This window comes from Sphingomonas endolithica (genome assembly GCF_025231525.1).
Lineage (GTDB): Bacteria > Pseudomonadota > Alphaproteobacteria > Sphingomonadales > Sphingomonadaceae > Sphingomonas > Sphingomonas endolithica.
Genome location: NZ_CP103057.1, coordinates 2,281,526 through 2,304,803, shown reverse-complemented (window position 1 = coordinate 2,304,803; position 23,278 = coordinate 2,281,526). Strand labels below are relative to the sequence as shown.

The following is a 23,278-nucleotide window of genomic DNA, read 5'->3' as shown; positions in this document are numbered from 1 at the left end:
GCAATGGGCTATGGCTTCCAACAGTGGACAACCCCTGCATGGCCCAAGCGATATCGGACCGGGCTAAAGACCTATCTGCCGACGCTGAGGAAGCCCGATCGCCGGATGATTTGGCAGCTGAGGCAGGCGTCACGATGGCAGGGGTGACACGACGGATGCGGTATGAGGTGGCAGCCACTCGGCTCGTTGCCGCAGGTTATAAGCCGATGGAACGGGAATCGGATTCGCAGTGCGCCAATTCCGGCGCACGACAGGGCGTGGATAGAGTCGGATGCACAAAAAACAGCAACTTCTTCGGCTGTATATACCCGATGGAAGGTGGGCCGGAGCCGTTTTGTTGGTCCGATTCAGCAAAGGCGATAATGTTGTACGTCTAACCACGGACGATGCTGCCGGGGGCACTCTTACCGATATAGAGGTCGGCACGACTTACTGATTACGGCGTGCGTGGACGGCGGCCGTAACCACCGTCCTTGCATCACTTCGAAAATCGAGCTTTGAAGGTGCCTACAGCGGCAACGATCGCCGTGTCGAGCTCGCCAGCTCGAACCGCAGTGGCTACCGATTTGAACACCTCTACCAACTCCGTGCTCGACTGAACCTTGATCGCACTCTTGCCCTTCTGAAGCTCCAAGGCCTGATTGCCGTATTTGATCCAAACGAGCATTCCACCGTCGCTGTCGTTCACCCACCAAGGTCGAATGCGAGTACGAACGGGAACCTCGGAGATCTCGTCATTTTCAAGGTCACGGACCCGGCGATATTTCACCCGCTGGCACGACTTGCCGGCCTCTAACGCCTCAGCCAACGAGATCTGATCGGCGATGCGATCGAGCAGTTTCTGCCGCATGGCAGCGATCCCACGAACACGATATGCAGCCGGATTTGCCGAGACGATTGTTAGTGAAGAAATGACGGTCATGTTGATCCTCCTATGTACGAGGATCACGTCGTCCGCCTGACCAGGAATGGAGACAACGGATGCCGACCGTGCGCATAATGTGACTGCCAGCTACCGAACTTAGAACCGCCTAACTGATTAATTTAATGCGGTTTTTAAATGATCGCTGTGATTGTCAAAGAGGGGCAAAGTGCCGGAATTTCGCGGTGAAATCAGCGAGTTATTTCCAGTACGAGTATTCGTAATGCGGGGGTCACAGGTTCGAGTCCTGTAAGCGGCACCATCCTAACTCATTGTTTCTGCTGAACTTTGTTGGTGCCGGCTCGTGGAGCGGTGCTTACCATCAGCAGGCTGGGCTGTTTGCACCCCCTGCGTTGCAACCCCTACCATGAGGGTCATCATCCAGCCTGGGGCCATAGCCAATTCCTCTGCTTTCTGTATCGGACTCGTTGCACGGGTCGTAGGCAGGCCTGACTACAGCCGTTGTAATGCCTGACGGTGCAACGATCACGGTCACTCGTTAGCTATTCCGCTACTGATATCGCTGATGATCCCTTGTAGCCCGTTATCGAACGGATCACATTGCCGACGTCCTCGTAGGACATAGTGACTGTGCTCCAGTTTCTAGGGTCGCCAAAATTGGAGCCCTCAGGCCAGGGATGGTGATTAGCTCCATCGAGAGCCAGAAAGGGGGTCCCGCTCGCGTCTTCGAGGCGGTAATTTGGCTCTTGGCCAGTGCCCGTTATTCCCATCCGCATGACGACTGTACCATGCGCCTTCGCCTTGTGCATGACACCAAGCACCTTACGGGCAAATGCCACCCGTTCGGCAGGGCTGGAACGCAGATCGTGTAGCGTCGCGTCGGCTGGTAGGGCGGTAGTCATCCGGCTTCTCCATGCTTTGCGGTCCATATCGAAGCGCCGGACGTTGCGACAGCCGCTCCATCGGGAGGCAATCTGAGGAATATTCCTTCTGCTGTGTCGAAAGTCAGAGTGCCGCTCCAGCAAACAAAGGCAGTATACGCCCGACGTCTTCGTACGACAGCACGCGGTCGAATTGCAGCGCGTTTTCGGCGTGCTGCTCAGCAAAGCGAGCAGGACACATGAGGATCGTCTCGAAGTCAGTGTAGTTCAGCCACATCGGATCGTTGGCTTTCAGGGCCGCTCGGCGTCGATAATCCACCGCCTGCTTCATGAGCAGTTTGCCGTCGGCAGGCTTGTTTTCAACATGTAGAGCGAACCGCTCGCCTTCCGCCTCCAATACAACAAACACGTCTGTCTCGCCTTCTGAGCCATCAGGAAGGCGGCACCACCAGTGCTTCCACCAATGGCTTGCCTTTGGCCGGATGGCCGATTGCTCCGCGGCCAAGATATGCGCTTCGGATGCGAACCGTTTGAAACGGCCGCCCCGGAGAACGTCTGTCAGAAGAGTGGGCGAACGAAGCAGGCCTTCGGCGAAGCTCAGGTCGAGTTCGGCTTCAGAAATCCTCACCGTCGAAACCTCGCCATGACGTGCATGCTGTGTTCCCATGTAGAATAAACCGTCGCGCGGCGGCAGCAAATTAACAGGGTAACGAGTCGGCGCCAATGAACCGCTGTCGATCGCCTTCCTCGGTGCAGGGCAGTGCCTCAAATGGTGCCGTGGCTGGCTGATCTCACGATAAACGGAGGAACGCACCGACTCGGCAGGCGCGGCATTTCGCGGACTGCTTTGCCGATCGCGAATGTCTGGATGTCGTGGAAAGCGGACGTTCAGTGACAGCTTTTACAAACAAGAAAGCCGCCGCCCCGGGTCAAGGAGGGCGACGGCTTTCGTTCAGCCTGAGCGAGTGCGTTAGGCGAGAGCGAGGTTGGTTTTAACCTTGCTCTTGCGACGACGCATGCCGAAGCCGATGGCGCCGAAGCCGGTCAGCATCATAGCCCACGTAGCGGGCTCGGGAACGGCGCCCGTGGCCGCAGCAGTGCCGAAATTGTAGCTGTACGTGCTCGTGTCGGTTGTCAGGGACAGATTGTCGGCAAACGCGCTGAAGGTGGAGCAATTGCCGGGGCAGCCGCCGTTACCGACGCCGATGCCGAGCACGCTGCCGCCGAGGAGGTCGCCCCACTCGGATAGGGAGCGCAAGTTATAGGCACCGGAACCAATACCGCTCGTGCCGTCAAAGCCTTGGCCAACGATTTGCCGCCAGAACAGGTCAGCCGCCTTAACCGTGCCGGGCACGCCAAGCGTATAGCCACCGTTGTTCGCAGCTTCCCAGATCAGCTCGCTTTGGCCCGCGAAACCGCTGACGAGGTTAGAACCGTTCACATTCACGCGGAAAGCTGGCGACTGGGGGTTGCTAGCAATACCGCCGTTGTCCACCTGATAGTCGGCGGTGAACGATCCTAGGCTGTTGGCGGCAATGCCTAGTCCGGTCATGTTGTTGTAGATACGCGACCGCTGACCTTCGATGTCGATGGAGCCGTTCGTGCTGATCGGCGACGTTGCCGATATGCGCGCAAACGAAACGGTCCCGTTGTCGTTCAAGCGATTGTCGGCCGGGTTAGACGTGAAAGTCCGACCGTCGGCGGTGGAAGGCAGTGCACCATTTTCGAGGGTGGCCACAGTCTGCTGAGCCAATGCAGGAGCAGCCGTGGTAAGGAGCAGCGCGGCTGCAAGAGCAAGCTTCTTCATAATTCCCCCGGGGTCGTGTGATGTTGAAATTTCCGTACGGATGAACGAATCGTTAATCAATGGCAGATGGTGTACTTGTCGCTATTTGGGACACCTTTGCTAATCATCACTTTCTCGCAGCCTGGTGTGCAGACCACCTGGACCGCTGCGCCGCGCTCAGCGGCGGGGGCACGAAGGCGACGGAGCTGATCGTGCAGGGAGGGGCCGAATGTCCGTTTCTGGCGCTAGCTGCCATGGCCGAAATTGGTGGATAGCAGTCCGGCGGCTTTTGGCAGATGGTGCCAAAGGCAGCCGTGATCCGGCACGTGGCAAGATAACGCGCGTTGCGCCATCCTTTGCTGTCTTATAGGGGCAAGACACTAGCTCATAGTGAGGATTTCCGTGACCAACGTTCAGCCGGCTCAGCAAGTGACGCTTACCGTGAAGAACTGTACCATTCTCGCGTTCGGGATGATTATCACGGCATTCCTCGCGTTGGGATCACACGATCTCGCCATCGCGCACCTTGGGATCCCCTATCCTAACGACGGAGATGCCCCTCCTTGGGCTAGGTATGTCGGGCAAGTCGTGCGGCTTGGCGCGATGGTGTACGTTTGCCGTCTGGCAAGCTGGTATCTCGATCGGCACAACATCTATTTTGCTGCCGCGTTCTTCGGGCTGCTGGTCGTCCTCCTGCAGGAAACGCTGCGCGTTATAGTCGTCGACAACATCGTCTCCGATGGGTGGGTTGACCTGCGCTGGGTCTACCTGCTGATGACCCGCCTGCCTAACGCGCTGTTGTCGTTTTACAGCGGTGCCATCGCGGTCGTCATAGCCCGAAAGGTCGGATCGGATCGGCCTGTGGCAATGCTTTTGGCTGTCGTTCTTGCAAGCGCCATCGGTTATTTTGGACTGCTGCCGGTGCTGAAGTTCATTGCGGATCTAGTAACCGCCATGATGCACCTGACTGAGACTCCTGAAGTACACACGATGCCGTACGGAATTTACGTTTACAAATACATTTATGGCATGTTCATAGAGCCGACCATTTCCTCGTTTATTATCATCTACCTTTTGTGGCCGGTTCTTAAAGGGTCGAAGTTTCGTCGTGTTGCGCTGTTCGTCCTGCTTATGTTGCTGATGAGAGGGCGGATCGTCGCAACCGGCCTATTCAGTTTCTGGATCAAGGATAGTTGGTGGCTGGCCTTCGCCGCCGAAGGGCAATTCTTGGTCGAGACGTTCGTGCTCGCAGCGCTGACCGGCGTGACTTGGGCTGTCATCACACCGAAGGCGGCGGCCAGAACTGATTATGCGACCTGACTCGTTCGCTGGTCCTTCCGCTCCCGACTACAACGGGAACATTCGGAAGATTTGTAGGCGTTCATCGCTTTGACGAACGGCTGCTCCCAGACGAAGCCGCCATACGCCCGCAGTTGCCCAAGCAGCTTATAGGCTAATTTTGCGCCGGGCCATCTCAGCGAAGGCGTACTGCGCGATAACGGTCTCGGACTTATCCCTGTAAATGTCGGCGAGATCGAGCAGGTCCTCGTCTCCGAGTTCTATGATCGACATCTCGATCTGCGTGAGACGCTTCATCGCCCCAGCGTTCCGCTTCATCCGTGTTTTCATTATGCGATCATCGTACCACCAATGACGAGCAAGGGGCAGGCCCCCAAAGCTCGCTGCCTCCGGTCGGTGACGGTGCCATCGCAAGGCCGTCAGATAGCGGGCAACGGTGCTACTGAGTATGTCCTTTGCCCCAGGCATGAAGAAGGACGTCGGCCGCTGTCGTGGCTAAATCTAGTCTTTCTTCGCCGCTGGCTTGCGACCGCGGCGCCCGGGAGCTTTGTCCTTTGCCGCACGTGCGGCGTTCGTCTCCCCGAGCTTCCGACCGAACCCGATCTTCTTTGCCATCGCGCGGCGAACTTCTGAGTAGGTTGCGGCCGTCATCGGGTAGTCGGGTTTGAGGCCATACCGCTGCCGGTATTCAGCCGGCCTGAGCCCATTGGCCGCAAGGTGCCGGGCAAGGGTTCTGTATGGCTTCCCGTCTATCATCGAAATAATGTAATCGGGGCTGGCTAGTGACTTGCGGGCCGTCACGGCCGGTTTGTGCTCGGGTGCGGGAGCTTCTGGCTCAACACTGGCCTCGGGAGCGGCCAAAGACTTCACCGCAGTGTGCATTGAGGTGAGGAACGCTGGGACATCTTCCGATGCGGCGCGAGTGTTTGAGTTGGACAGCCATGCGATCGTGAGCTCGGCTGCCAGGGTAACAGGATCAATAACGTTTTCCACGGCTGGAACCTTTGGCGGGGGGAAGATGCGTATTACTGCAAAACAGATTTGCGGAAAGCCTTAACGGATGCCACGAGACCTACCTGTCAGGCGATCCTCAACGCCTTCGCCATACCGCCACCGGCGCGTTGTTTCGGTTCATGGGTCGCTCGCCTGCACCACAGCAATCAACGTGCAAAGCCAGCGCTAGGACACTGGCTAGCAGCGTAGTGGGGGACTAGAGAGGTACTCGAGCCGAAGAAGGCGCTATTGGCTTCCGCCGGATCTCGGAGGCCGAACAAGGAGGCTGCAATATGATGGCTGCAGTAATCTTGTGTCTGGTCGCGAGCGTGCCGAACGGCACCACGATGGTTTGCAGCGACAGCACACGAATTCGCATCGCGGGCTTGGAAGTGGGCAAACTCGTACCCACGAAGGCACGAGGCGTTCTGACGAGGCTCACGATTGGCAAGAAGGTATCCTGCTTGCCCGCGGGAAACGAAGGACCCTTTATCGTGGCGCAATGCACGCCCCCGGATCGATCCGACCTGGCCTGCACTCTGGTCAAGTCTAATGCGGGCATCCGTTCGAATGTGGCATGGCAGCGCTATGGTTTGAAAGAGTGCGGATAGCTTTGTTCTGGAGCTTATTGCCACGTTGTCGAGCTGATCAGAAACGACAAAGCGCGCGAGCTGATTGCTCCTCCTGACACCGCGCCAAAGGGGGACCGTTGCTACGGTGCCGACAGTTGCCGGTCGCCCGATTAGGCTGGCCGCCATCGCTAGACCACCGCAGCAACACTACGTCCGGCATCTATGCAAAACAGACGATCATCGAGCTATCGGTGACGAAGGTGCGAGACGCCCTGAAATATCTGGCGTCGCGCCTAAGCTGATCGCGACAGGCCGATTTCACACAGCAAAAACCGCCAGTCTTTCGACCAGCGGCTTCCGGCTCGCGTGACGAATCCAACCTTATGCGTAGCTGACGGTCGTCTTGACCTTACCCCGGCGGCGCATGGCCCCACCGATCACGCCGAAGCCGACCAGCATCATCGCCCATGTGGTGGGCTCCGGGACGGACTGTGCAAACTGGGTGTAGATGTCGGCAGACGTAACCTTGTAGCCTGTGTTCGCCAAAACGTCGAATTTGAGGTTCCAACCTAGGGCATCAAACGCCGCCAGATCGGTCGCGCTCACTTCGCCCATTTGGCCAAAGCAGAAGTTTGGGTCCATGATGCCGATCTGCCCGGTGCAACCGCCTAAATCCTTAAAGTGCGAGGCCTGCTGGCCATCGCCACGGTTGCGACCAGTCGAGAACAGCGAGCTACCGTTGAATTGGGTCTGGCCCCCATCAATCGAAAAATAGGCTGCGGAGCCCACTGCGAGGTCAAGCGCCGGTCCGGTGCCGGGTGCGATGTTCGTAGAGTCGGCGCTGTAGCGGAACAGGTCGAGCGTGGAGAAGCCACCCGCGCCCCCTGCGTCGCGATTAAACCCTGTAGCGCTGCCGGTATCATACTGATCGACGCCGCTGACAAAGCCAAGCGCGTGGCCGATTTCATGGATGGCGACGCCGATAAAATCGAAAGTGCCAGCCGTGATGCCGTCAGTTGGGTTGAAATCGAAGGCGAAGTTGCTGCTAAAGTTGACCTGCGCATCACGCTGGGCAGGGTTGAATCCAGTGTAACCCAGGGCCTTCAACGTCGCGCCATTAACAACCATCTGAGTATTGTTGAGACTATCGTCGTTGTCGAAGATCTTGGTCGTCCAGTCGACGCCAAGTTTCGTAGCAGGATTGCCATAGCCACTGGTAATCGCCTGGAGATCACCTGCAGCAGTGAGCGGGCTCAGACTGGCGTTTGCTTTTGCGTCAAGCGCCCCAACACCAGTCGCACCGAGTTGTTCATAAATGTCTGAAGTGCCCACGAGATAACGCGTACTGCCGGTCGACCCGATCACGCCGGTGGCTAGAGGATTGTAGCCAGTCTCTAGGCGGACGGTCACATCGCCTACGTCGGCGGACGTCGTCAGTACCGATGCCCAATAGTCGGTTGCAATCTTGAAACCTTGTGCAGCAGCCGTGCCGGTCACAGAGCCATTGTAATCAACCAGCTGAAACGTCACACTAGCCATCGCTGGCGTGCCGATCACCATCGCCAAAGCCGCAGCTGCTGCCAGTCTAGTCTTCATATTGAGCATTTCGCTTCCCCCTGTAGTTTGACCGGTGCTGAACGAGCAATTAGATCGTACGGCTGCAGCGGCCGATTCACCGTAACTTCTAATCGCGCCGGACTTCCTCGCAACCAATTGTTAACCAGTTTTACAAATTTAATACGATAGCGGCCCGTCGTGTCTATTTGGCCACACCTAACGCCACCTAAACCTAGAGCGCAGTGCCTCGGAGGTGCCCAGCGCGCCTGCACTCTGGCCTATCTTCTGCCGACGATTGGATCATAGCGGCGCGCCGTGCTGGGGCGATCAGTTCCAGGCCGTCGCTAGTAATCGGGTGCAACGCAGCCGAGCGCGCGCCCCGTATTGCGGCTGGCCTGCCTTGTGCCGGTTGGGGTAAAAGAACTTCGTCACCGGCCTCCCGAATGATCTGGTTACCGCCATCCCTTTTTGTTGGGGCGACGGTCTCGACGGGGTTGGAGGGTACACCGCGTAGTTCGGCCGCTAGCCGTTCAAGTACGACAGCGCCTACCGCCGGCGCCTGCTTCTGTGACGAAATGGAACAGGCGTGAATAAGATCGAGAAAAGACGTTTTCTTTTGGTGAACGGCAGGTTAACAACACCAACAGCCCCGCGCTGTGCGAGGCACAGAGGGGACCTAAAATGAAGATGATCCGTAACATTGGGGCTGCTGTTGTTCTAGCCGCGTCTTTCGGCAGTGCTGCTAACGCGGCGACGGTAGTTTTTTCGGGTAACACTACGACCGCGCCTACGTACAATCGAGCATTTACCACGACCACGTTGTCGGGAGCCGGTACGAACGTCGCCTATCAGTCCTTCTCGTTCACTGTCGACGCAGCAGGCGCTTACACCTTTGATGCCGTTAGCGCATTTGACAATTTTCTGTCCCTATATACGGGTGCGTTTAACCCATCATCGGCACTGACCAATATTACTGCCGTTGATGATGATAGCGGCGTCGGCTCCAACGCTCAGCTCACGGCCAACCTCCTCGCCGGGGCTGCCTACAACATTGTCTTTACGTCTTACGCCAACTCTGATCGGGGCGCCTTCACACTGACGGCCGCTGGTCCTGGCACTGTGCGACTTGCCACCTCCGGCGCCGTGCCTGAGCCTGCGACCTGGGCCATGATGATCCTCGGCATGGGTGCAGTTGGGTTTGCGATGCGTCGTCGCATCAAGGTTTCGGAGGTGAACTTCACCAACAAGGTGCGCGCGATCGCCGCCGCGTAAGCACCATCCGTCAGACAAGCAAAAGAGAGCCGCTGGCCGAAAGGTTGGCGGCTTTTTGCTTGCTTATGATCCGGCGAAGTGACGTCCGCGCGTTCTGACTCATCACGGCAAGTGTACCGTGCCCGCATGATCGAGCCGCACACTGACGAGGCGTTCATTCAGGAGATGACTGGCGCCGATCTGCTGGCGGCATACCAACGCACGGATGGCGCGAGCGCAGAGGCTCGTCGGCTACTTGCTAAGCTCCAGCGCCGCTGGCTCGACCTTTAGAGACCGATCACCGCCCAAACGATGAGGCACCACAGCATGATGCCGATCGGAATGGCAAACCAGAGGGTCCGCTTCATCGTGCTGGCGCGTTTGCTGGTCGAGGTGGTGCTTGCACCGAACGCACTCGCCGTTGATGCCTCCGCCTTTTTCTGGCGATGCTGTGGCTCAGGCTGTTGGAAGTAGCTTGCCCACGCCCGTTGGCGCCGCCGTTTCTCTGCTCCTGCCATACGGATGGAGATGAGCAAGACTGCGACCAGAACGATCAGCACGATGATTAGGGAATCCATCAGCCGGCCCTTAGCGGCTCGGACTACGACTGGTTAGTGCTGTTGGCCGCCGCTACTGCTGCGTTCCAACCGAGGCTCGTCACGGCATAATGCATAGTTCCCCGCAGCGGCCTATTCGCTGCCGGGCTGAACGCGGGACGCTGCTCGCTCGCGTTCAACGTCAAATCGAACTGGGCGACCCACCCGACCGGCAGCGCCACCGAGTTGGCGGCGATCGAGAAGGCTGCCGAGGTGGTGCGGGCTGCGCACCCGTATGTCAGCGTGGGAGGCTAAGACACGGCACGATCGGCTCTCCGACCTATGACGCTGATCTTGTCGCACCTAAGAGCAAAGGGCTATGTGCCAGTTCGGCACAGGTTAATTTTTGTTTACTGTTACCGCATAGAAATGTTCAAGAAAGAGACGATGGCCCCATCTTCCCTCGTTGACCGCCATGTGACTCCTCCACTACCGGAAAGATTAACAGCAGGTTAATCGCCAAGTTGGCTCACGGTAGGATAGGGAAACTTTAATGAAGAAAATGATGGCAACCGCGCTGGTCGGTGCTCTAACGCTTAGCGCAGCCCCAGCCTATGCGGGTACGTTTCTGGTCGAGGTGGGCACGAACCTAGGCAGCCCGAATGGCACAGGCAGCGGTGTGGATCAGCCCAAGTTCCGCGTGACTAACACCACCGCTGGATCTGACACAACACCGTATCTCACCAGCCTTGCACTTACGCTCGATGGTGGCTCGATCTACAACATCACAAACATCGACAACTTTGGTGGTGGCTCCATCAACGGCGGCACTGATAATTCGCCAGGTGTCGGAACGCCTTCGGAGACGCTGCTTCCTTCCAAGACGGCGATGCTGACCTACGGGGCGACTAACTTCGATCCTGGCGCCTACTCTGCATTCCGCGTAAACTTCGGCACCACTGCCAACCCAAGCGCCAGCGTTGATTTCCGCAACGTGTTGTTCAATGGCGCCAATACGCTAACGGGCACGTTCAGCGATGGATCGGTCGGTCGCGTTAACTTCAGCGGCAGCACCACCGCTGACCCGGCCTCCTTCTCCTTCAACTCCTTCGCTGCCACCGGCGCCGTCCCTGAGCCAGCCACGTGGGCAATGATGATCGTTGGCATGGGCGCGGTCGGCTTCGCCATGCGTCGTCGTAGCGCAGTTAAGACTACCGTCAGCTACGCTTAAGCTTCGCTTCGTCACGCGGTAGAGAAGCCGCCGGCCGAAGGCTGGCGGCTTTTGCTTTGCACTAAACCAGCGAGTGATGGGCGGCCCCTCACCGCGGGCCATGCCAAGACCGCGAAAGAACCAACGACGTGACCAAGAAGCACGAGTACCGGCTCCTATCACATCACGGCATCTTTGTTCGGGCGCGCTTGGTTGTGGCAAAAGAAGGGTATGCCATGGTGCGCCGTAAGGGTTCTGCGCCTTTCATCATTCCCGAGATTGAATGGGTCGCCCCCACTCCAGTAGACGCCGCATAAACGAGTCAGCAGGAAGGTGTTGCCGCGGCGAGGCAGCAACGCACGCGATCGCTCAAGTTTAGGCGATCCCTCCCGCCACAGCAACAGGCGGGATGCTAACACTAACTACGCCACGTTCAAGCGCTCGTCTAACCCCGCCTGTCATCCGGTGTGTTCACCCGGATTACCTCTCCGTGCCGCTCTCCCCGTTGTCGCGCTCGTTGCGACTTGCGCCACCATCGAACGCCAAGCACAGCCGCCAGCAGCAGGGCGAAGATGAGCACGTAGGCTGCGTCGGCGCGCTCGGACATGGGCGCGTAAGGGCCGAACTGGATGAGCTTGGCGAGAGGCTCGCGACCGGCTGGTACCAATCTGAGGCAGTCGCATGCTCGTACTAAAAGCGACGATTGTTCTGGGTTAAATATCCAAGCGGCAAAGTAGGTATGGCGGAGGTCTGTTTTCGCAGAAGTTTCCTTCCAAAGCGCTTTGCCTAGGGGACGCCAATTGCGCGATCTCTCGTGAGTTTGGGAAGCGGCTGGGTTGTGTAACAGTGTCAGCTCTGTATCGGTAGTAAGCCGTTGAACAAAAAGGTTATTTATTGAAGCGTTAGTAGCCTTCGTAATGCGGGGGTCACAGATTCGAGTCCTGTAAGCGGCACCATTTACTTCGCCGACATGCAAAGCGGAAAATCGGCGATTTCCTCCGATCTTGCAGAGCGCGATCGACAGCGACTTTTTTAAGATTCCTGCGCCCCCGCATTCGGGGTTAGCGGCTGGCTAACGCCGAATGTGTGGAACGTTAGGCGCCCTTCGCGGCTTCTGGTTCTGTCAGCAGCTTCTAACAGCGACAGGAATCATGATGAATTCGAACCTCGTATCCGCCGTCTTCGACAATCACGCCGATGCAGAGCGTGCGCTCTCCGAGTTGCGAGCCGCTGGGGTCAGCGACAGCGCGATTTCGATCGTCGCCCAGCATGAAGGCAAGAACACCACCACCGATGGTAGCGGTGCGGACACGCAGGAGTTCGTCGGCAAGGTCGCTGCTGGGGCCGGGATCGGCACGATCCTGGGCATCGCCGCGCTCGCCATCCCGGGCGTCGGGCCGCTCGTTGCCGCCGGTGCGATCGCATCGGCCGCTATTCCAGCTGCGGCCGTTACCGGCGCGGCGCTGGGCGGTGCCGTTGGTGGCCTGGAGAAGGTCATGACCGATCACGGTGTCAGCCAGGATGATGCCCGTTATTACGAAGGCCGGGTTAATGACGGCGGCGTGTTCGTCTCGATCGACACTAGCGATGCCGGCGTCAGCCCCGAAGTAGCAGCCGACATGCTGTACCGTGCGGGCGGGCACAATGCATCGCGCTCGCGGATCGCCACCGCGTAAGCACCGGCGTTCTCAGACCGAACCGAGAGGGGCATCCCGCATGGGGTGCCCCTTTCTCGTTCCAGCGCGTGCGATCTGTTGCCGTTCGAGTTTCGTAGCGGCTAAACTTCCACGTAACCCTTGCGCACTTTCTCGGCGATCAGCTTGGTCGCTTCCCGTTTGGCCCGCTCATTGGTCTCGAACGATTTGACCATGGTGCTGCCCTTCGTTCCCATCCGGCCGAACACCACCGTCACATCCAGATCGGCCACGGCGATCTTCCAGAACTTGTCCGAGCTGCCTTGCTGGAAGCGGAACTCGCTAAAGATCGCGGTCTCGTGTGGCGATTGAGGCGCGGGTTCGGCCGTTGGCTCGCTGAGGGCGGTCGGCACGGCCAGCGGCAATGGCGCACCATCGAAGGGATCGTCATCGCCCTCCACCGGTTCACGGTGCAACGCGGCTTCGATCTGGGCGATCACCTGCCCGGGGTCACGCAGCCAGCTGTGCGACGGCACGTCTATCACCTTCCAGCCGAAGCTGCGCAGGATCGCCGGCTGGAAGACATAGCGATCCTGGACCGCGCCGCGGCCATTCCCGTCGAGCAGGATGGCAAGTCGATACCCGCCGCCACCCGGCGACATGATGGCAAGATCGCAGCGGAAGCTGGCGCTGCCGACATCGACCCGGACGTCATGGCCGCGCGCGGCCAGCGCTGCCGCTACCGCGTCCCGCACGGCGTCGGCCGGGGCAGGGCGGGCGAAGACGCGTTGCGCCTCGGGATTGAGCGTCGCCAGTACCGCCTGTCCGTGCGCAGTATCGCCGCGCGACTGCGCCTCGGCAAAGGACAGGAAGGTGCGCAGCGCGCGGGCACCATCGTTATGCGTGTTGGTGATCGCCTCGGCGCGAATCGTCGATACCACAGCCATGTGACGGCGGGCGCGGCTGAAGATGACGTTGAGCCGCTTCTCGCCGCCGCGCTGGTTGATCGGCCCAAAATTCATCGCCATGCGGCCACTGGCGTCGGGCGCGTAGCAGATGCTGAGCAGGATCACGTCGCGCTCGTCACCCTGCACGTTTTCGAGATTCTTGATGAACAGGCCGTTGATCTGCCCGTCATCCTCGCGCAAATATTCGGCCTCGAGCCGCGCAGCGAATGCCTTGTCGTCGGCCGCCAGCGTATCGAGCTCGTCTTCGATCTCGGTCTGCTGTGCTTCCGAAAAGGCGACGATGCCGATGCTGAGGCCGGTCTCGCGAAACAACAGGTCGCGGACCATCGCCGCGATCAGCCGCGCTTCGGGATCGTTGATGCGCTTGTCATAGATGCCGTCCGCCACCGGATGGAAACTGATCGCGCGCGCCAGCAGCCGGTCGACCGCCGTCGGCGCGGATGCCGCGTCGTCCGAACGGAGCGGCGAAGGCGCATCGGACGCATTGCCGATCACCAGATCCGGGATCGTGATCAGGCGTCCGTCATAGAAAGCGGCATTCGAGAAGCTGATCAGCGCTTCGGAGCGGCTGCGATAATGCCAGGCGAGGAGGTTCGCGGGCAGGCTGCGCGCGGCCTGATTGAGCAGGCTGTCGGCATCGAGGATGATTGCTACCGCTTCGCCATCCTCTTCCGCCGTGACGTGCATGTCGTCCTCGTCGCGCGCCGAGGCGAAGAAGCTGGTGGGCGGCAATTGCATCTCGTCGCCGACGACGATCACCTGCGGTGCGCGCGATAAAGCGGGAACGGCCTCTTCGGTCGGGATCTGGCTTGCTTCGTCGAAGATCACCACGTCGAACAATTCGGGATGGAGCGGCAGCGTGTCCGATACCGAGAGCGGGCTCATCAGCCAGATCGGCTTGAGATCGATCACCACCGGCCCGGTCTCGTCGTCCGACAGATCGCGGATCGAGCGATAGCGCATGGTCTTGCCGAATTCATGCTCCAGCTCGCGCCTGCCGATCGAATAGATGCGCTTGAACTCGCGTCCTACTGCATCGAGTTGCGTTACCGACATCATCGACTGCTTCACGTGATCGCGGAATCGCCGATGGTTGGTGGCGAGGATGGCCGCCGAATTGTCGTTCTGGAGCAGGTCGCGTGCCTTGGCCGCGCGGCGGGATGCGGAGGCAAGCTCGGCGGCGTCGAAGCGCTGCAGTGCGGGCTCGTCGCGCAGCGTGCGTGCAAAGGCTTCTTCGAGCACATGGGCCTCGATCGCGGTCGGGGTGAGCGGCAGGGTGCGCATGGCAAAGGCAATGCCCGGACCTGCGGCATCGGCCGCCGCGAGCAGTGGCAGCAGATCCGGCAATTCCTCCAGGCCTTCGCGCATGTCCCGGATCGCCTCCGACACTGCGCCGATCGCCATGTCCCCCGCCACGGTCAGGAAGCGTGCGCAGAGCGCTGCCAAGGCTTCGACCGGCGCAACGGGCGCTGCCTCGCGCGCTATCAAGGCGACGGGATCCGCGGCGGAACCGGCATGGACAATCAGCGTCCGCAGCATCGGCGCGGACGCCCCCGCCCAATCGTCGCGGGCGGCGGCCAATGCTTCGGCGTCGGGCGTGGCGAAGCGCCCGGCAAACGCGCGGCGCGCGTCGGTCTCGGCGGCGGCGGCGGCATGCCGCGCGGCCAGTCGTTCGAGCACGACGGTAACGCTGGGTTCCACCGCATGGGCGTCAAAATCATAGCGCTCGCGCACCGTACGCTTCAGCCGCCGCCAGGCACCGCTGAAGAACTTGAAGAAGGATGGCTCCTGGCGTCGCGCCTGATCCAGCGCCGCTACGGTATCGTCGGGCGTCAACGGCTCACGCCAATTGACCGCAGCCGCGGCGGCAAGCTCTGCCTCGTCATGCGCGCGATCGAGCGAGAGGCGTCCGGCGGCGAAATCGCCGGACAGCGCCGATGCCGGATCGAGCAGCGCCAGATTGCCGGCAAGATTGGTGTCGATCGCACGTCGTGCCGCGCGCACCAGCTGCAGCGCGTCGGCAAGGCGCGTGTCGGCAGACAGCAGGGTGGCGCCATCCTCCAGCGCTGCATCGAGCAGGTCGATCAGCCGCTCGCCTTCGGCGATCGCCGCTTCGGCCTCGGCATAAGCGCGATCGCTCGCCACCATTGCGGGGGCGAGCCGGGCGAACGGATGCTCGGCCAAGCTGGCGACGCCGAAGCTCTCGATCATCGTGCGGTGGATGCGCTGGACCAGCGCGTGATGCGTGTCCCATTCGGTAAGCAGCGGCAGGCGCTCGCGCACGGCGGGGCCGAGTGGCTGGACTTCGGGCAAGGCAGCGCGGCGGCGAACCATCGCGCGCACGCTGGCGCCGGTCGCTTCCGGAACACGTCTGGTGGCGGTCTCGAACGCGGTGATGCGTTCCAGGTGCCGCGTCAGCGCGTCGATCGTGCGCTGGCGCATCGCCTGTTGTGCATCGAGCGCATCGTCCTGCTTGGTCCAGCGCTCATAACTATCTTTCAGATCGTGGACGAAGGCCTTCTTGTCCTCCTGCGAATCGTGGATCAGGCACGACAAGCGATCGAGCCCCGCCGAGCGCAGGCGGTTGAACACCACGTCCAGCGCCGCACGCTTTTCGCAGACGAACAGCACGCGCTTGCCGCGCGCGGCATAGTCGGCGATCAGGTTGGTGATCGTCTGCGACTTGCCGGTGCCGGGCGGGCCCTGGATGATGAAGCTGAGGCCCGATCGCGCCATCGCCACTGCCGCATCCTGCGTCGCGTCGGCCGGTACGACCGAATTGAGTTCGGCAAGCGGCAATGCCGGCGGTGCTTCGCTTTCCAGTTCACGAGGCTCGATCGAGAAAATCCGGTCGAACGCCGACGGTGGCACGGCATCGTCGATCAGCTGGTTATAGTCGCGCACCAGCGACATCTTCTTGTAGTTGAAGTTCGCCAGCGTGACCTGGGTGAGATCGATCTCCCATTTGTGCCGATGCCCGTCGCCGCCGGCGAGCGCGTAGGTGAGCGCCTCGGCATCGCCGTTCGCCACCATCCGGTCCGGCCGCGCGGGCATGCGGCCGCCGACCGCGAGCCGCTGCGGCAGCGGCGTCGGGCGGACATATTTCTCGAACAGGGCCAGGCCGAGCGGGCGATAATCGTCGCGTTCGTAGCTGAACTCCGGCCGTGCGACGCCGCTGGCCCGCGCGGTGCGCTGCTTGCGTCGCTGGAACAGCTTCAGCCGCTGCACCGCCTTCTGGTGGATCAATTCAACCTGCGGCTTGTCGGTGACTGCTAGCGTTACCCCCGGCTCGCTGCGGTGGATCTGTGCGGCGATGTCGGCATGGACCTGCTCGATCGAACTGTGCGCCAGATCGACCGTTTCCGGCAGCCGGATATCGTAGAGCTGGCGCAGATAATGCCGCAGTGCCGGATTGAACTCGGCCTCGCTACCGGGGCAGCGCAGCAGATATTGATCGCGCACGCCCTTCTTCTTGATCACCTCGACCGGCAGCCATAACAAGGGCGACAGGATCCGCTCGGCCGGCGCGTCCTTCAGATTGTGCCAGTGGAGAAAGGCGACCACGAGCCGGAGATGGCTGAAGCCGTATTCCGCGCGGTCGCGCCGCGTCTCCTGGATGATCCGGTCGAAGGCGGACGGCAGATAGGGCTGGTCCTCGAAACGCAGCCATTTGGCGAGCGGGATCTGGGTACCGCCCAGGATGTCGGCGGCGAACTTGCCGTTCCAACTGCACAGCTGATCGCCGCCGATCGATTCCAGCCGCATCACCACCGGCACGCTGGCAACGGTGAGGTTCACGCTGGCCTGGGTCGGGCGGAAGTGGATCAGGCGATTGCGGCGCGACAGATCGAACAGCCGGTCGCGCAAATGCGTGAGCACCGCGCCGCGGCGCCCCTTCGTGCCCGTCGCCGCAGCCAGCGCGCGCTCGACATCGATACCGGCCGGCTGGTCGCGATAATCTTCCAGCCGTTGCGCGAGCGCGGCGAGATCGCTTGCCCGTTCGTGACGGTTGAGCGCGGTCATCTCGCCGATTAGCGCAGCGATCACCGGATGGAGCGCGTCGTTAAGGCGGAACAGATTGCCCTGCGCGCCGGAGAAACGCGCGACGTCTTCCACGTCGTTCAGGTCCAGCCCGCAGGCGAGGCTGGCGAGGATCAGGCCGATGACGAAGATGTCGGTCTGCTCGTCGTGATGGCCGATCGCCTGTTCCCACGCGCGATAGCCGGTGAGGTAAGCCGGTTTGAACGCCGTCTCCTCCTGATCGCCACGCGCGCGCAGATCCTCGACCTTGCTGCCGGTATCGACACCGGTCGAGACGCGATATTCGCCGACGATGCGCAGTGCCGATCCTGGCGGCGGTTGCACCTCCCGCAGGCGTGCTTCGTCGTAGCTGGGCCGGCGCCCGTCAGGCTGCGCCAGCGCCAGCCGGCCGTTCCCACAATCGATTACCGCATCGCCACCAAGCTCGGCGACGCGCTCTGCCGCATGCAGTGCGGCCACCGCGCGCATCAGCGGCAGCATTACGTGAAGCAGGTCCTCGGCGGGCAGCACTCTGCCTTCGGCCAGGTGCTGCGCCAGCGTGACGGGATCGCCCTCGCTCATGCCGATGCCTTCTTGAGCGGCGAGAAGACGCGCTCGATCGCGGCCTTCGTCATTTTCAGATCGCGTTTCAGCGCCGCGCGGAACGCGCTTTCGCCGTCATAGCTTGCGGCAAGGCGCGCGCCGGCAGTGAGCATCGCATCCCGGCCGTCCGGATCGGCCATCGCGACATCGAGGCTGAGCGCGACGAGATAGTCGCGGAACGGGCCATCGATACGCCCGGCCAAGGCGGCATCCTCGATCGCTTCCTCGTCGGCGCGCCAATCCGGGAAGAAGCGACGAATGAGGTTGCCGGTCGCTTCGGCATCGGCGGCAGGATCGGCGGAGAGCCGGGTCAGGAAGCGCCGCGTGATCGACGTCGCCTCGTGCTGGCGTGGCAGATCGAGCGCCGCGATCGACAGCGGCCCGCGGATGCGCTGCTCGATCCACGCATCGGTCTCGGCATCGCCGCGCCACCATTTGTCGAGTGCCTGGGCGCGCAGGAAGATTTCCGGATGGGTGTCGCCTTGCGAGCCGCGGGCGTCGCTCTCGGCTTCGGCAGCCTGCCGCAAATAGGCTTGCGGATCGACCGCCGTCAGGCCGGTCATCGTCTTCACTAGCGTGGCGATTGCCGGATCGGGCGCGCCGGTCGCGACCGCGCTGCCGCGATCGGCATAGAGTTCGGTGTGCAGCCGATATAGTCGCGCGGTCTCGACATGGCTGGGCGCGGCGCCGGGATAGGCCAGTGCATGATCGAGGATCGTCGTCGCCGCGTAAAAGGCGCCGTCTTCGATCGACCATAGCCGGTAATGTGCAAGTTCATGGCCGAGCAACGCAATGCGCTCGTCACGTGACAGCTTCTCCAGCACCGGGCCGTGGAACAGGAGATGGATTTCACCCGGCACGAAGCACAAAGCGGCGTTCATCGCCCCGTCCGACGCCTGATACAGCGTTGCCGGCGCATCGAGCCCCAGCTTTGCGAGCACGGCGGCGCAATCCTCATGCACGTGCGGGTGCGCTGCTGCATCGATGCGGTAGGTTTCGCGCAACAGATAGGAGCGCATTTCCTGCACCTGCTCGTCACGCGTCTGGTGCGAGCAGCCCCAGGCCCAGATTTCCGGCTCGTTCTCTCGCAGATGCTCGACGATCAGGCGATGGTAAGCAAGCGGCTCGAGCGCCGGTGGCGATTGTGATTCGTCCCCCATCGTATCGATCCTACCGTGGGTTCGGCATCGGTCAAACAACAAGCCGATGGGTCGGACCCTTCTTCCCAAATGCCTTGGCAAATGTAGGATGACGATTGCACTGATCGCGAGGCAGGCATGCTTTTACCAATTCTCCTGCAATCCTCATCGCCGTCATTTCTGCCGGATGATGCGTGGGCGAGAATTTCGGCGGACGTCGCGCTTGCTCGATCCTCCACGACCATCGATTTCATCCGGGACGACGCGGACGCGGCGGAGGGCGAGTATACGCTTCGCCTGACCGTCCACGATCCTGCGGGATTGACCACTAACAGGTGGGCGACGAGCCGTACCTGCCGCGGCGTGCAGGAGGCGGTAGAGGCACTCGGGTCCGTACCTTTCCCAAGCGTCCAGATGCCACGGGATGCAACAGAGATCGTGATGGACGGCGTCGCTTACTCGGTGCGCTTTTCCGCGCGGTACGGCTCTCAACTTGGCGGGCCGCTTGAACTGCGTTCTAACATCGGAACGCCGCTTGCCGCTTTTGTAGACAGGATGATCGCGACCGTTCAGCCGTGTTGGTCTTCGTACCGACTTCTCCCCAAGCCCGAGCGCTAGATGTCATTGTCATGCCTCTGCCTTGAGGATGCCGGCGTCTGCCGAGGTGGCACTTAACCAGGGATTCCGGGGTAACTCCCCGGGCGTTGCCGCTCGACGATGCTGCCTTTATGCGAGCGGGCGTGAGTGGGAGCGAACCAGTAGCGGCCGAGGTGCCGGACGAGCAGGTGGCGCGGCCGTGGCACAGGAGGCGCGCGCTGCGCATCGGTGGTGCGGCGACATTGTTCGTGTCGGCGTCGCTGGTCGGGCTCTGGCTGGAGCGGCGGTCGATCACCACCGCGGTGATCGATCGCAAGCTGGCGCAGGCACATGTGCAGGCGCGCTACCGCATCGTCGATCTGGGCTTCGGAGGGCAGCGGCTGATCGATGTGGTGGTCGGCGATCCGGCCCGCCCGGATCTCACCGCCGACTGGCTGGAGCTTGGCACGCATATCGGCCTGGATGGCGCGCGGGTGACCGGCGTGCGCGCCGGCGGCCTGCGGCTGCGGGCAGCCTTCGTCCGGGGCACATTGTCGCTGGGCGCGATCGACCGGCTTCTGCCTCAGTCCACCGGCGGCGGCACGTTCCGGTTGCCGGCGATCGACCTTGAAGTCACGGACGGCCGCTTGCACCTGACCGTGCCGGCGGGGATCGTCGATCTTGCGCTCACCGGCCAAGGACGTCTCGACCATGGCTTCAGCGGGCGGCTGCAGGCAGCAAGTCGGCAGTTGACGGCGGGTGGCTGCCTGGTGCGCGGCGTGGGCGCGGCGACCATGGTCTGGACAACCAGGGCCGCGGTGCACCTGTCGGGTCCGCTCATGGCCGATCGACTGCTGTGCCCCGGCACCACCGCCGAGCGCGTCGCCATCGACCTGGCGGCGAGCCTGTCTGCGGGCATGGCCCATTGGCAGGGCAGCGCCACGCTGCGTACCGGGCGGCTCGCCGCATCATCGCTCGCGGTCAGCCAGGCGAGGGGCAGGATCACCTTTGCCGGTACTGCCGCCACCACCACGGGAAAGGTGGCGCTAGTGAGCGGACCGGCCACGCTCCGCGGGATTGCTACACGATCGCTGGCATTGAACGGACGCTATCGCCTGGGCCGCGATCCGGGGTTTGCCGGTCGCGCCCGGGCGGACGGCATCTCGCTCCCGGCGACCATGCTCGCCGCCATCCGCCGCCAGGGGCAAGCCGCACCGGCAACGCCGATCGCTCCGCTGCTCGCCCGGGCAAGCGACGCGGTGGTGGTTGCCGGCCGTGACTTCGATGTCGCCGCCGACCTTGCCCTGACCCGCGGCGGCATCACCTTTTCGCGCGTCGACAGCATGGCGCGATCCGGTGCCGCCGCCAGCTTCGCACCCGATCGTCCGGTCGATTTCGCCTGGGGCACGATGCCGGCGATTGCGGGCATCGCACGACTGTCGGGCGGCGGCCTGCCGTCGGTGACGGTGCGGCTTGCCCAGGCTCGGTCGCGCGGGCCGATCCACGGCGTCGCCACGATCCTCCCTTATGCCGCCGGGGGTGCCCGGCTGGCGCTCGATCCGGTACGCTTTACGGCCGATGGCGCTGGCGGGCGCATGGCGACCGTCGCGACGCTCTCCGGCCCGCTAGCCGACGGACGTGTCGAGGGCCTGCGTCTGCCGCTCGAGGCGGCGTGGAACGGCGCGGGGGTGCTGAGCCTCAACCCGGACTGTATCACATTGTCCTACGATCAACTCGCCCTATCCACGTTGCGCCTGCGCAGCGGAAGCGTGCCGCTGTGCCCGAGCGGCGCCGCCTTGGTGCGTGTCGCGGGGGGCAAGATCGATGTGGAGGGCCGTGCGCCCATGCTTCGTCTGGCGGGCCGCCTGGGATCCACGCCGCTGACCTTGGCGGCGGATGATGCCCGCTTCTCGCTGAACTCGGGCGGCATCACCGCGCACGACGTTGCGGTGCGGCTCGGCCAAGGCGAGTCGGTGACTCGGCTGGACGTCGGGCGGCTCGCCGGTGCCGTGTCCGCAGCGGGGCTGGGCGGCCGTTTCGAGCAAGCAGGCGGCCAGATCGGCAAGGTGCCGTTGCTGATCTCGCACGCGGGCGGCAACTGGCGGATGAAAGACGACGCATTAGCGTTGTCCGGCACCGCCGACGTGGCGGATTCCGCTGCTAAGGCGCGGTTCCAGCCATTGCATGCCGATGCGGTCCAGCTGCGGCTCGTCGGCGGCGCGATCAATGCGTCTGCGGCGCTCGCCGTGCCGGGCAAGTCGGTTCACGTGGCGGACGTCACGATCAAGCACGATCTCGGCAGCGACACGGGGCGGGCGACACTCGCCGTCCCCAAACTTGCCTTCGACGATGCATTCCAGCCGGACGACCTGACGCCGATGACCTATGGCGTGATCGCCGATGTGCGTGGCGCCATCTCGGGTGACGCGCGGATCGACTGGACGGCACAAGGCGTCACCAGCACCGGCACCTTCCGCACCGACGGGCTCGATCTGGCCGCCGCCTTCGGCCCGGTCGCCGGGCTTGCCGGCACGATCCGCTTCACCGATCTGCTCGCGCTGGAAAGCGCCCCCGATCAGGTCGCGACGGTGGCGTCGATCAATCCTGGCATACCGGTCACCGACGGTCGCGTCGTCTATCGTACCTTGGCGAACAGCCGGGTGCATGTGGCGAGCGGGCGGTGGCCGTTCGCGGGCGGCACGCTGGTGCTGCAACCGACGATGCTCGATCTGGCCGGCGCCCGCGACCGCCGACTGACGTTCGAGTTGCAGGCCGTCAATGCCGCGCAATTCCTGCAGCAATTCGACTTTGGCAATCTGAGTGCGACGGGCACCTTCGACGGCACCCTGCCGATGATCTTTGACGCGACGGGCGGGCGGATCGAAGGCGGGCACCTCAAGGTGCGGCCGGGCGGCGGCAACATCGCCTATGTCGGCGAACTCACGCAAAAGGATCTCGGCATCTGGGGCAACATCGCCTTCCAGGCGCTGCGCTCGATCGACTATCGCGATCTTGCCATCACCATGAACGGCCCGCTGGCGGGCGAGATGATCACCGAGGTGCGGTTTGCCGGCATCAGCCAGGGCAAGGGCGCGAAATCGAACTTCCTGGTCCGTCGGCTGCAGAAATTGCCCTTCGTCTTCAACATCCGCATCCGCGCGCCGTTCCGCGGGCTGATCGATGCGACACAATCCTTCTACGATCCCTCGCGGCTGATCGAGCGCAACCTGCCGGCGCTGCTGCAACAGCAGAACGCGACCGGACTCCGCGCCGAGCCACTCGCTCCACCGATCAGTTCCATTCAGCCTGCCGCAAGCGACCCCATGCCATGAAGGACCATCGAAGATGACGAGGCCGGTTACCAAACATC

At 62.1% G+C, this 23,278-nt stretch carries 15 protein-coding genes; 6 read left to right on the top strand and 9 right to left on the bottom strand.

Annotated elements, in window-relative coordinates:
• Positions 1-478: 478 nt before the first annotated feature.
• The 3 genes from NV382_RS10905 to NV382_RS10895 all read right to left on the bottom strand — a co-directional run bounded on the left by NV382_RS10905 (position 479) and on the right by NV382_RS10895 (position 3,571).
• A complete protein-coding gene (locus NV382_RS10905; protein ID WP_260596781.1) occupies positions 479-922 on the bottom strand; it encodes a DUF6641 family protein in 444 nt (147 codons plus the stop codon).
• 966 nt (positions 923-1,888) lie between these two features.
• Positions 1,889-2,488, bottom strand: coding sequence for a hypothetical protein (locus tag NV382_RS10900; protein ID WP_260596780.1), 600 nt, complete (start codon positions 2,486-2,488; stop codon positions 1,889-1,891).
• A gap of 246 nt (positions 2,489-2,734) precedes the next feature.
• Positions 2,735-3,571 (bottom strand): PEPxxWA-CTERM sorting domain-containing protein, encoded by an 837-nt coding sequence (locus NV382_RS10895; protein WP_260596779.1) that lies wholly within the window; start codon positions 3,569-3,571, stop codon positions 2,735-2,737.
• Between the two features lie 381 nt (positions 3,572-3,952).
• On the opposite strand from NV382_RS10895, the gene NV382_RS10890 reads away from it, so the two are divergent.
• Positions 3,953-4,870, top strand: coding sequence for a hypothetical protein (locus tag NV382_RS10890; RefSeq protein ID WP_260596778.1), 918 nt, complete (start codon positions 3,953-3,955; stop codon positions 4,868-4,870).
• 126 nt (positions 4,871-4,996) lie between these two features.
• On the opposite strand, the gene NV382_RS10885 is transcribed toward NV382_RS10890, so the two are convergent.
• The 3 genes from NV382_RS10885 to NV382_RS10875 form a co-directional block, all read right to left on the bottom strand.
• A complete protein-coding gene (locus NV382_RS10885) occupies positions 4,997-5,167 on the bottom strand; it encodes a hypothetical protein (protein WP_260596777.1) in 171 nt (56 codons plus the stop codon).
• Positions 5,168-5,350: 183 nt separating this feature from the next.
• On the bottom strand, positions 5,351-5,842 hold the full coding sequence (locus NV382_RS10880; protein ID WP_260596776.1) for a Ros/MucR family transcriptional regulator: 492 nt from the start codon (positions 5,840-5,842) through the stop codon (positions 5,351-5,353).
• A 953-nt stretch (positions 5,843-6,795) separates the two neighbouring features.
• Positions 6,796-8,019: an NF038122 family metalloprotease gene (locus NV382_RS10875; RefSeq protein ID WP_260596775.1), complete on the bottom strand. Its 1,224-nt coding sequence runs from the start codon at positions 8,017-8,019 to the stop codon at positions 6,796-6,798.
• Between the two features lie 633 nt (positions 8,020-8,652).
• Between NV382_RS10875 and NV382_RS10870 the strand changes: the two genes are divergently transcribed.
• The gene (locus NV382_RS10870; RefSeq protein WP_260596774.1) at positions 8,653-9,243 is read left to right on the top strand and encodes a PEPxxWA-CTERM sorting domain-containing protein; all 591 of its coding nucleotides are present in this window, start codon (positions 8,653-8,655) and stop codon (positions 9,241-9,243) included.
• Positions 9,244-9,509: 266 nt separating this feature from the next.
• Here the strand turns inward: NV382_RS10870 and NV382_RS10865 are convergent, their stop codons facing one another.
• Entirely contained in the window at positions 9,510-9,800 is a 291-nt protein-coding gene (locus tag NV382_RS10865) for a hypothetical protein (protein WP_260596773.1), read from the bottom strand.
• Positions 9,801-10,311: 511 nt separating this feature from the next.
• On the opposite strand from NV382_RS10865, the gene NV382_RS10860 reads away from it, so the two are divergent.
• The 3 genes from NV382_RS10860 to NV382_RS10850 all read left to right on the top strand — a co-directional run bounded on the left by NV382_RS10860 (position 10,312) and on the right by NV382_RS10850 (position 12,644).
• A complete protein-coding gene (locus tag NV382_RS10860) occupies positions 10,312-10,989 on the top strand; it encodes a PEPxxWA-CTERM sorting domain-containing protein (RefSeq protein ID WP_260596772.1) in 678 nt (225 codons plus the stop codon).
• A 128-nt stretch (positions 10,990-11,117) separates the two neighbouring features.
• A complete protein-coding gene (locus NV382_RS10855; RefSeq protein WP_260596770.1) occupies positions 11,118-11,285 on the top strand; it encodes a hypothetical protein in 168 nt (55 codons plus the stop codon).
• An 837-nt stretch (positions 11,286-12,122) separates the two neighbouring features.
• Positions 12,123-12,644 carry a hypothetical protein gene (locus NV382_RS10850; RefSeq protein ID WP_260596769.1) on the top strand — a complete coding sequence of 174 codons (522 nt, stop codon included), beginning with the start codon at positions 12,123-12,125 and terminating at the stop codon, positions 12,642-12,644.
• Positions 12,645-12,745: 101 nt separating this feature from the next.
• Here NV382_RS10850 and NV382_RS10845 read toward each other — a convergent pair whose 3' ends face one another.
• Positions 12,746-18,172: an AAA domain-containing protein gene (locus NV382_RS10845; protein WP_260596768.1), complete on the bottom strand. Its 5,427-nt coding sequence runs from the start codon at positions 18,170-18,172 to the stop codon at positions 12,746-12,748.
• Positions 18,169-19,353 carry a M48 family metalloprotease gene (locus NV382_RS10840; RefSeq protein ID WP_260596767.1) on the bottom strand — a complete coding sequence of 395 codons (1,185 nt, stop codon included), beginning with the start codon at positions 19,351-19,353 and terminating at the stop codon, positions 18,169-18,171. Before NV382_RS10840 ends, NV382_RS10845 begins: the two co-directional genes overlap by 4 nt.
• Before the next feature lie 719 nt (positions 19,354-20,072).
• On the opposite strand from NV382_RS10840, the gene NV382_RS10835 reads away from it, so the two are divergent.
• Positions 20,073-23,240, top strand: coding sequence for a YdbH domain-containing protein (locus NV382_RS10835; protein WP_260596766.1), 3,168 nt, complete (start codon positions 20,073-20,075; stop codon positions 23,238-23,240).
• Positions 23,241-23,278: the final 38 nt, after the last annotated feature.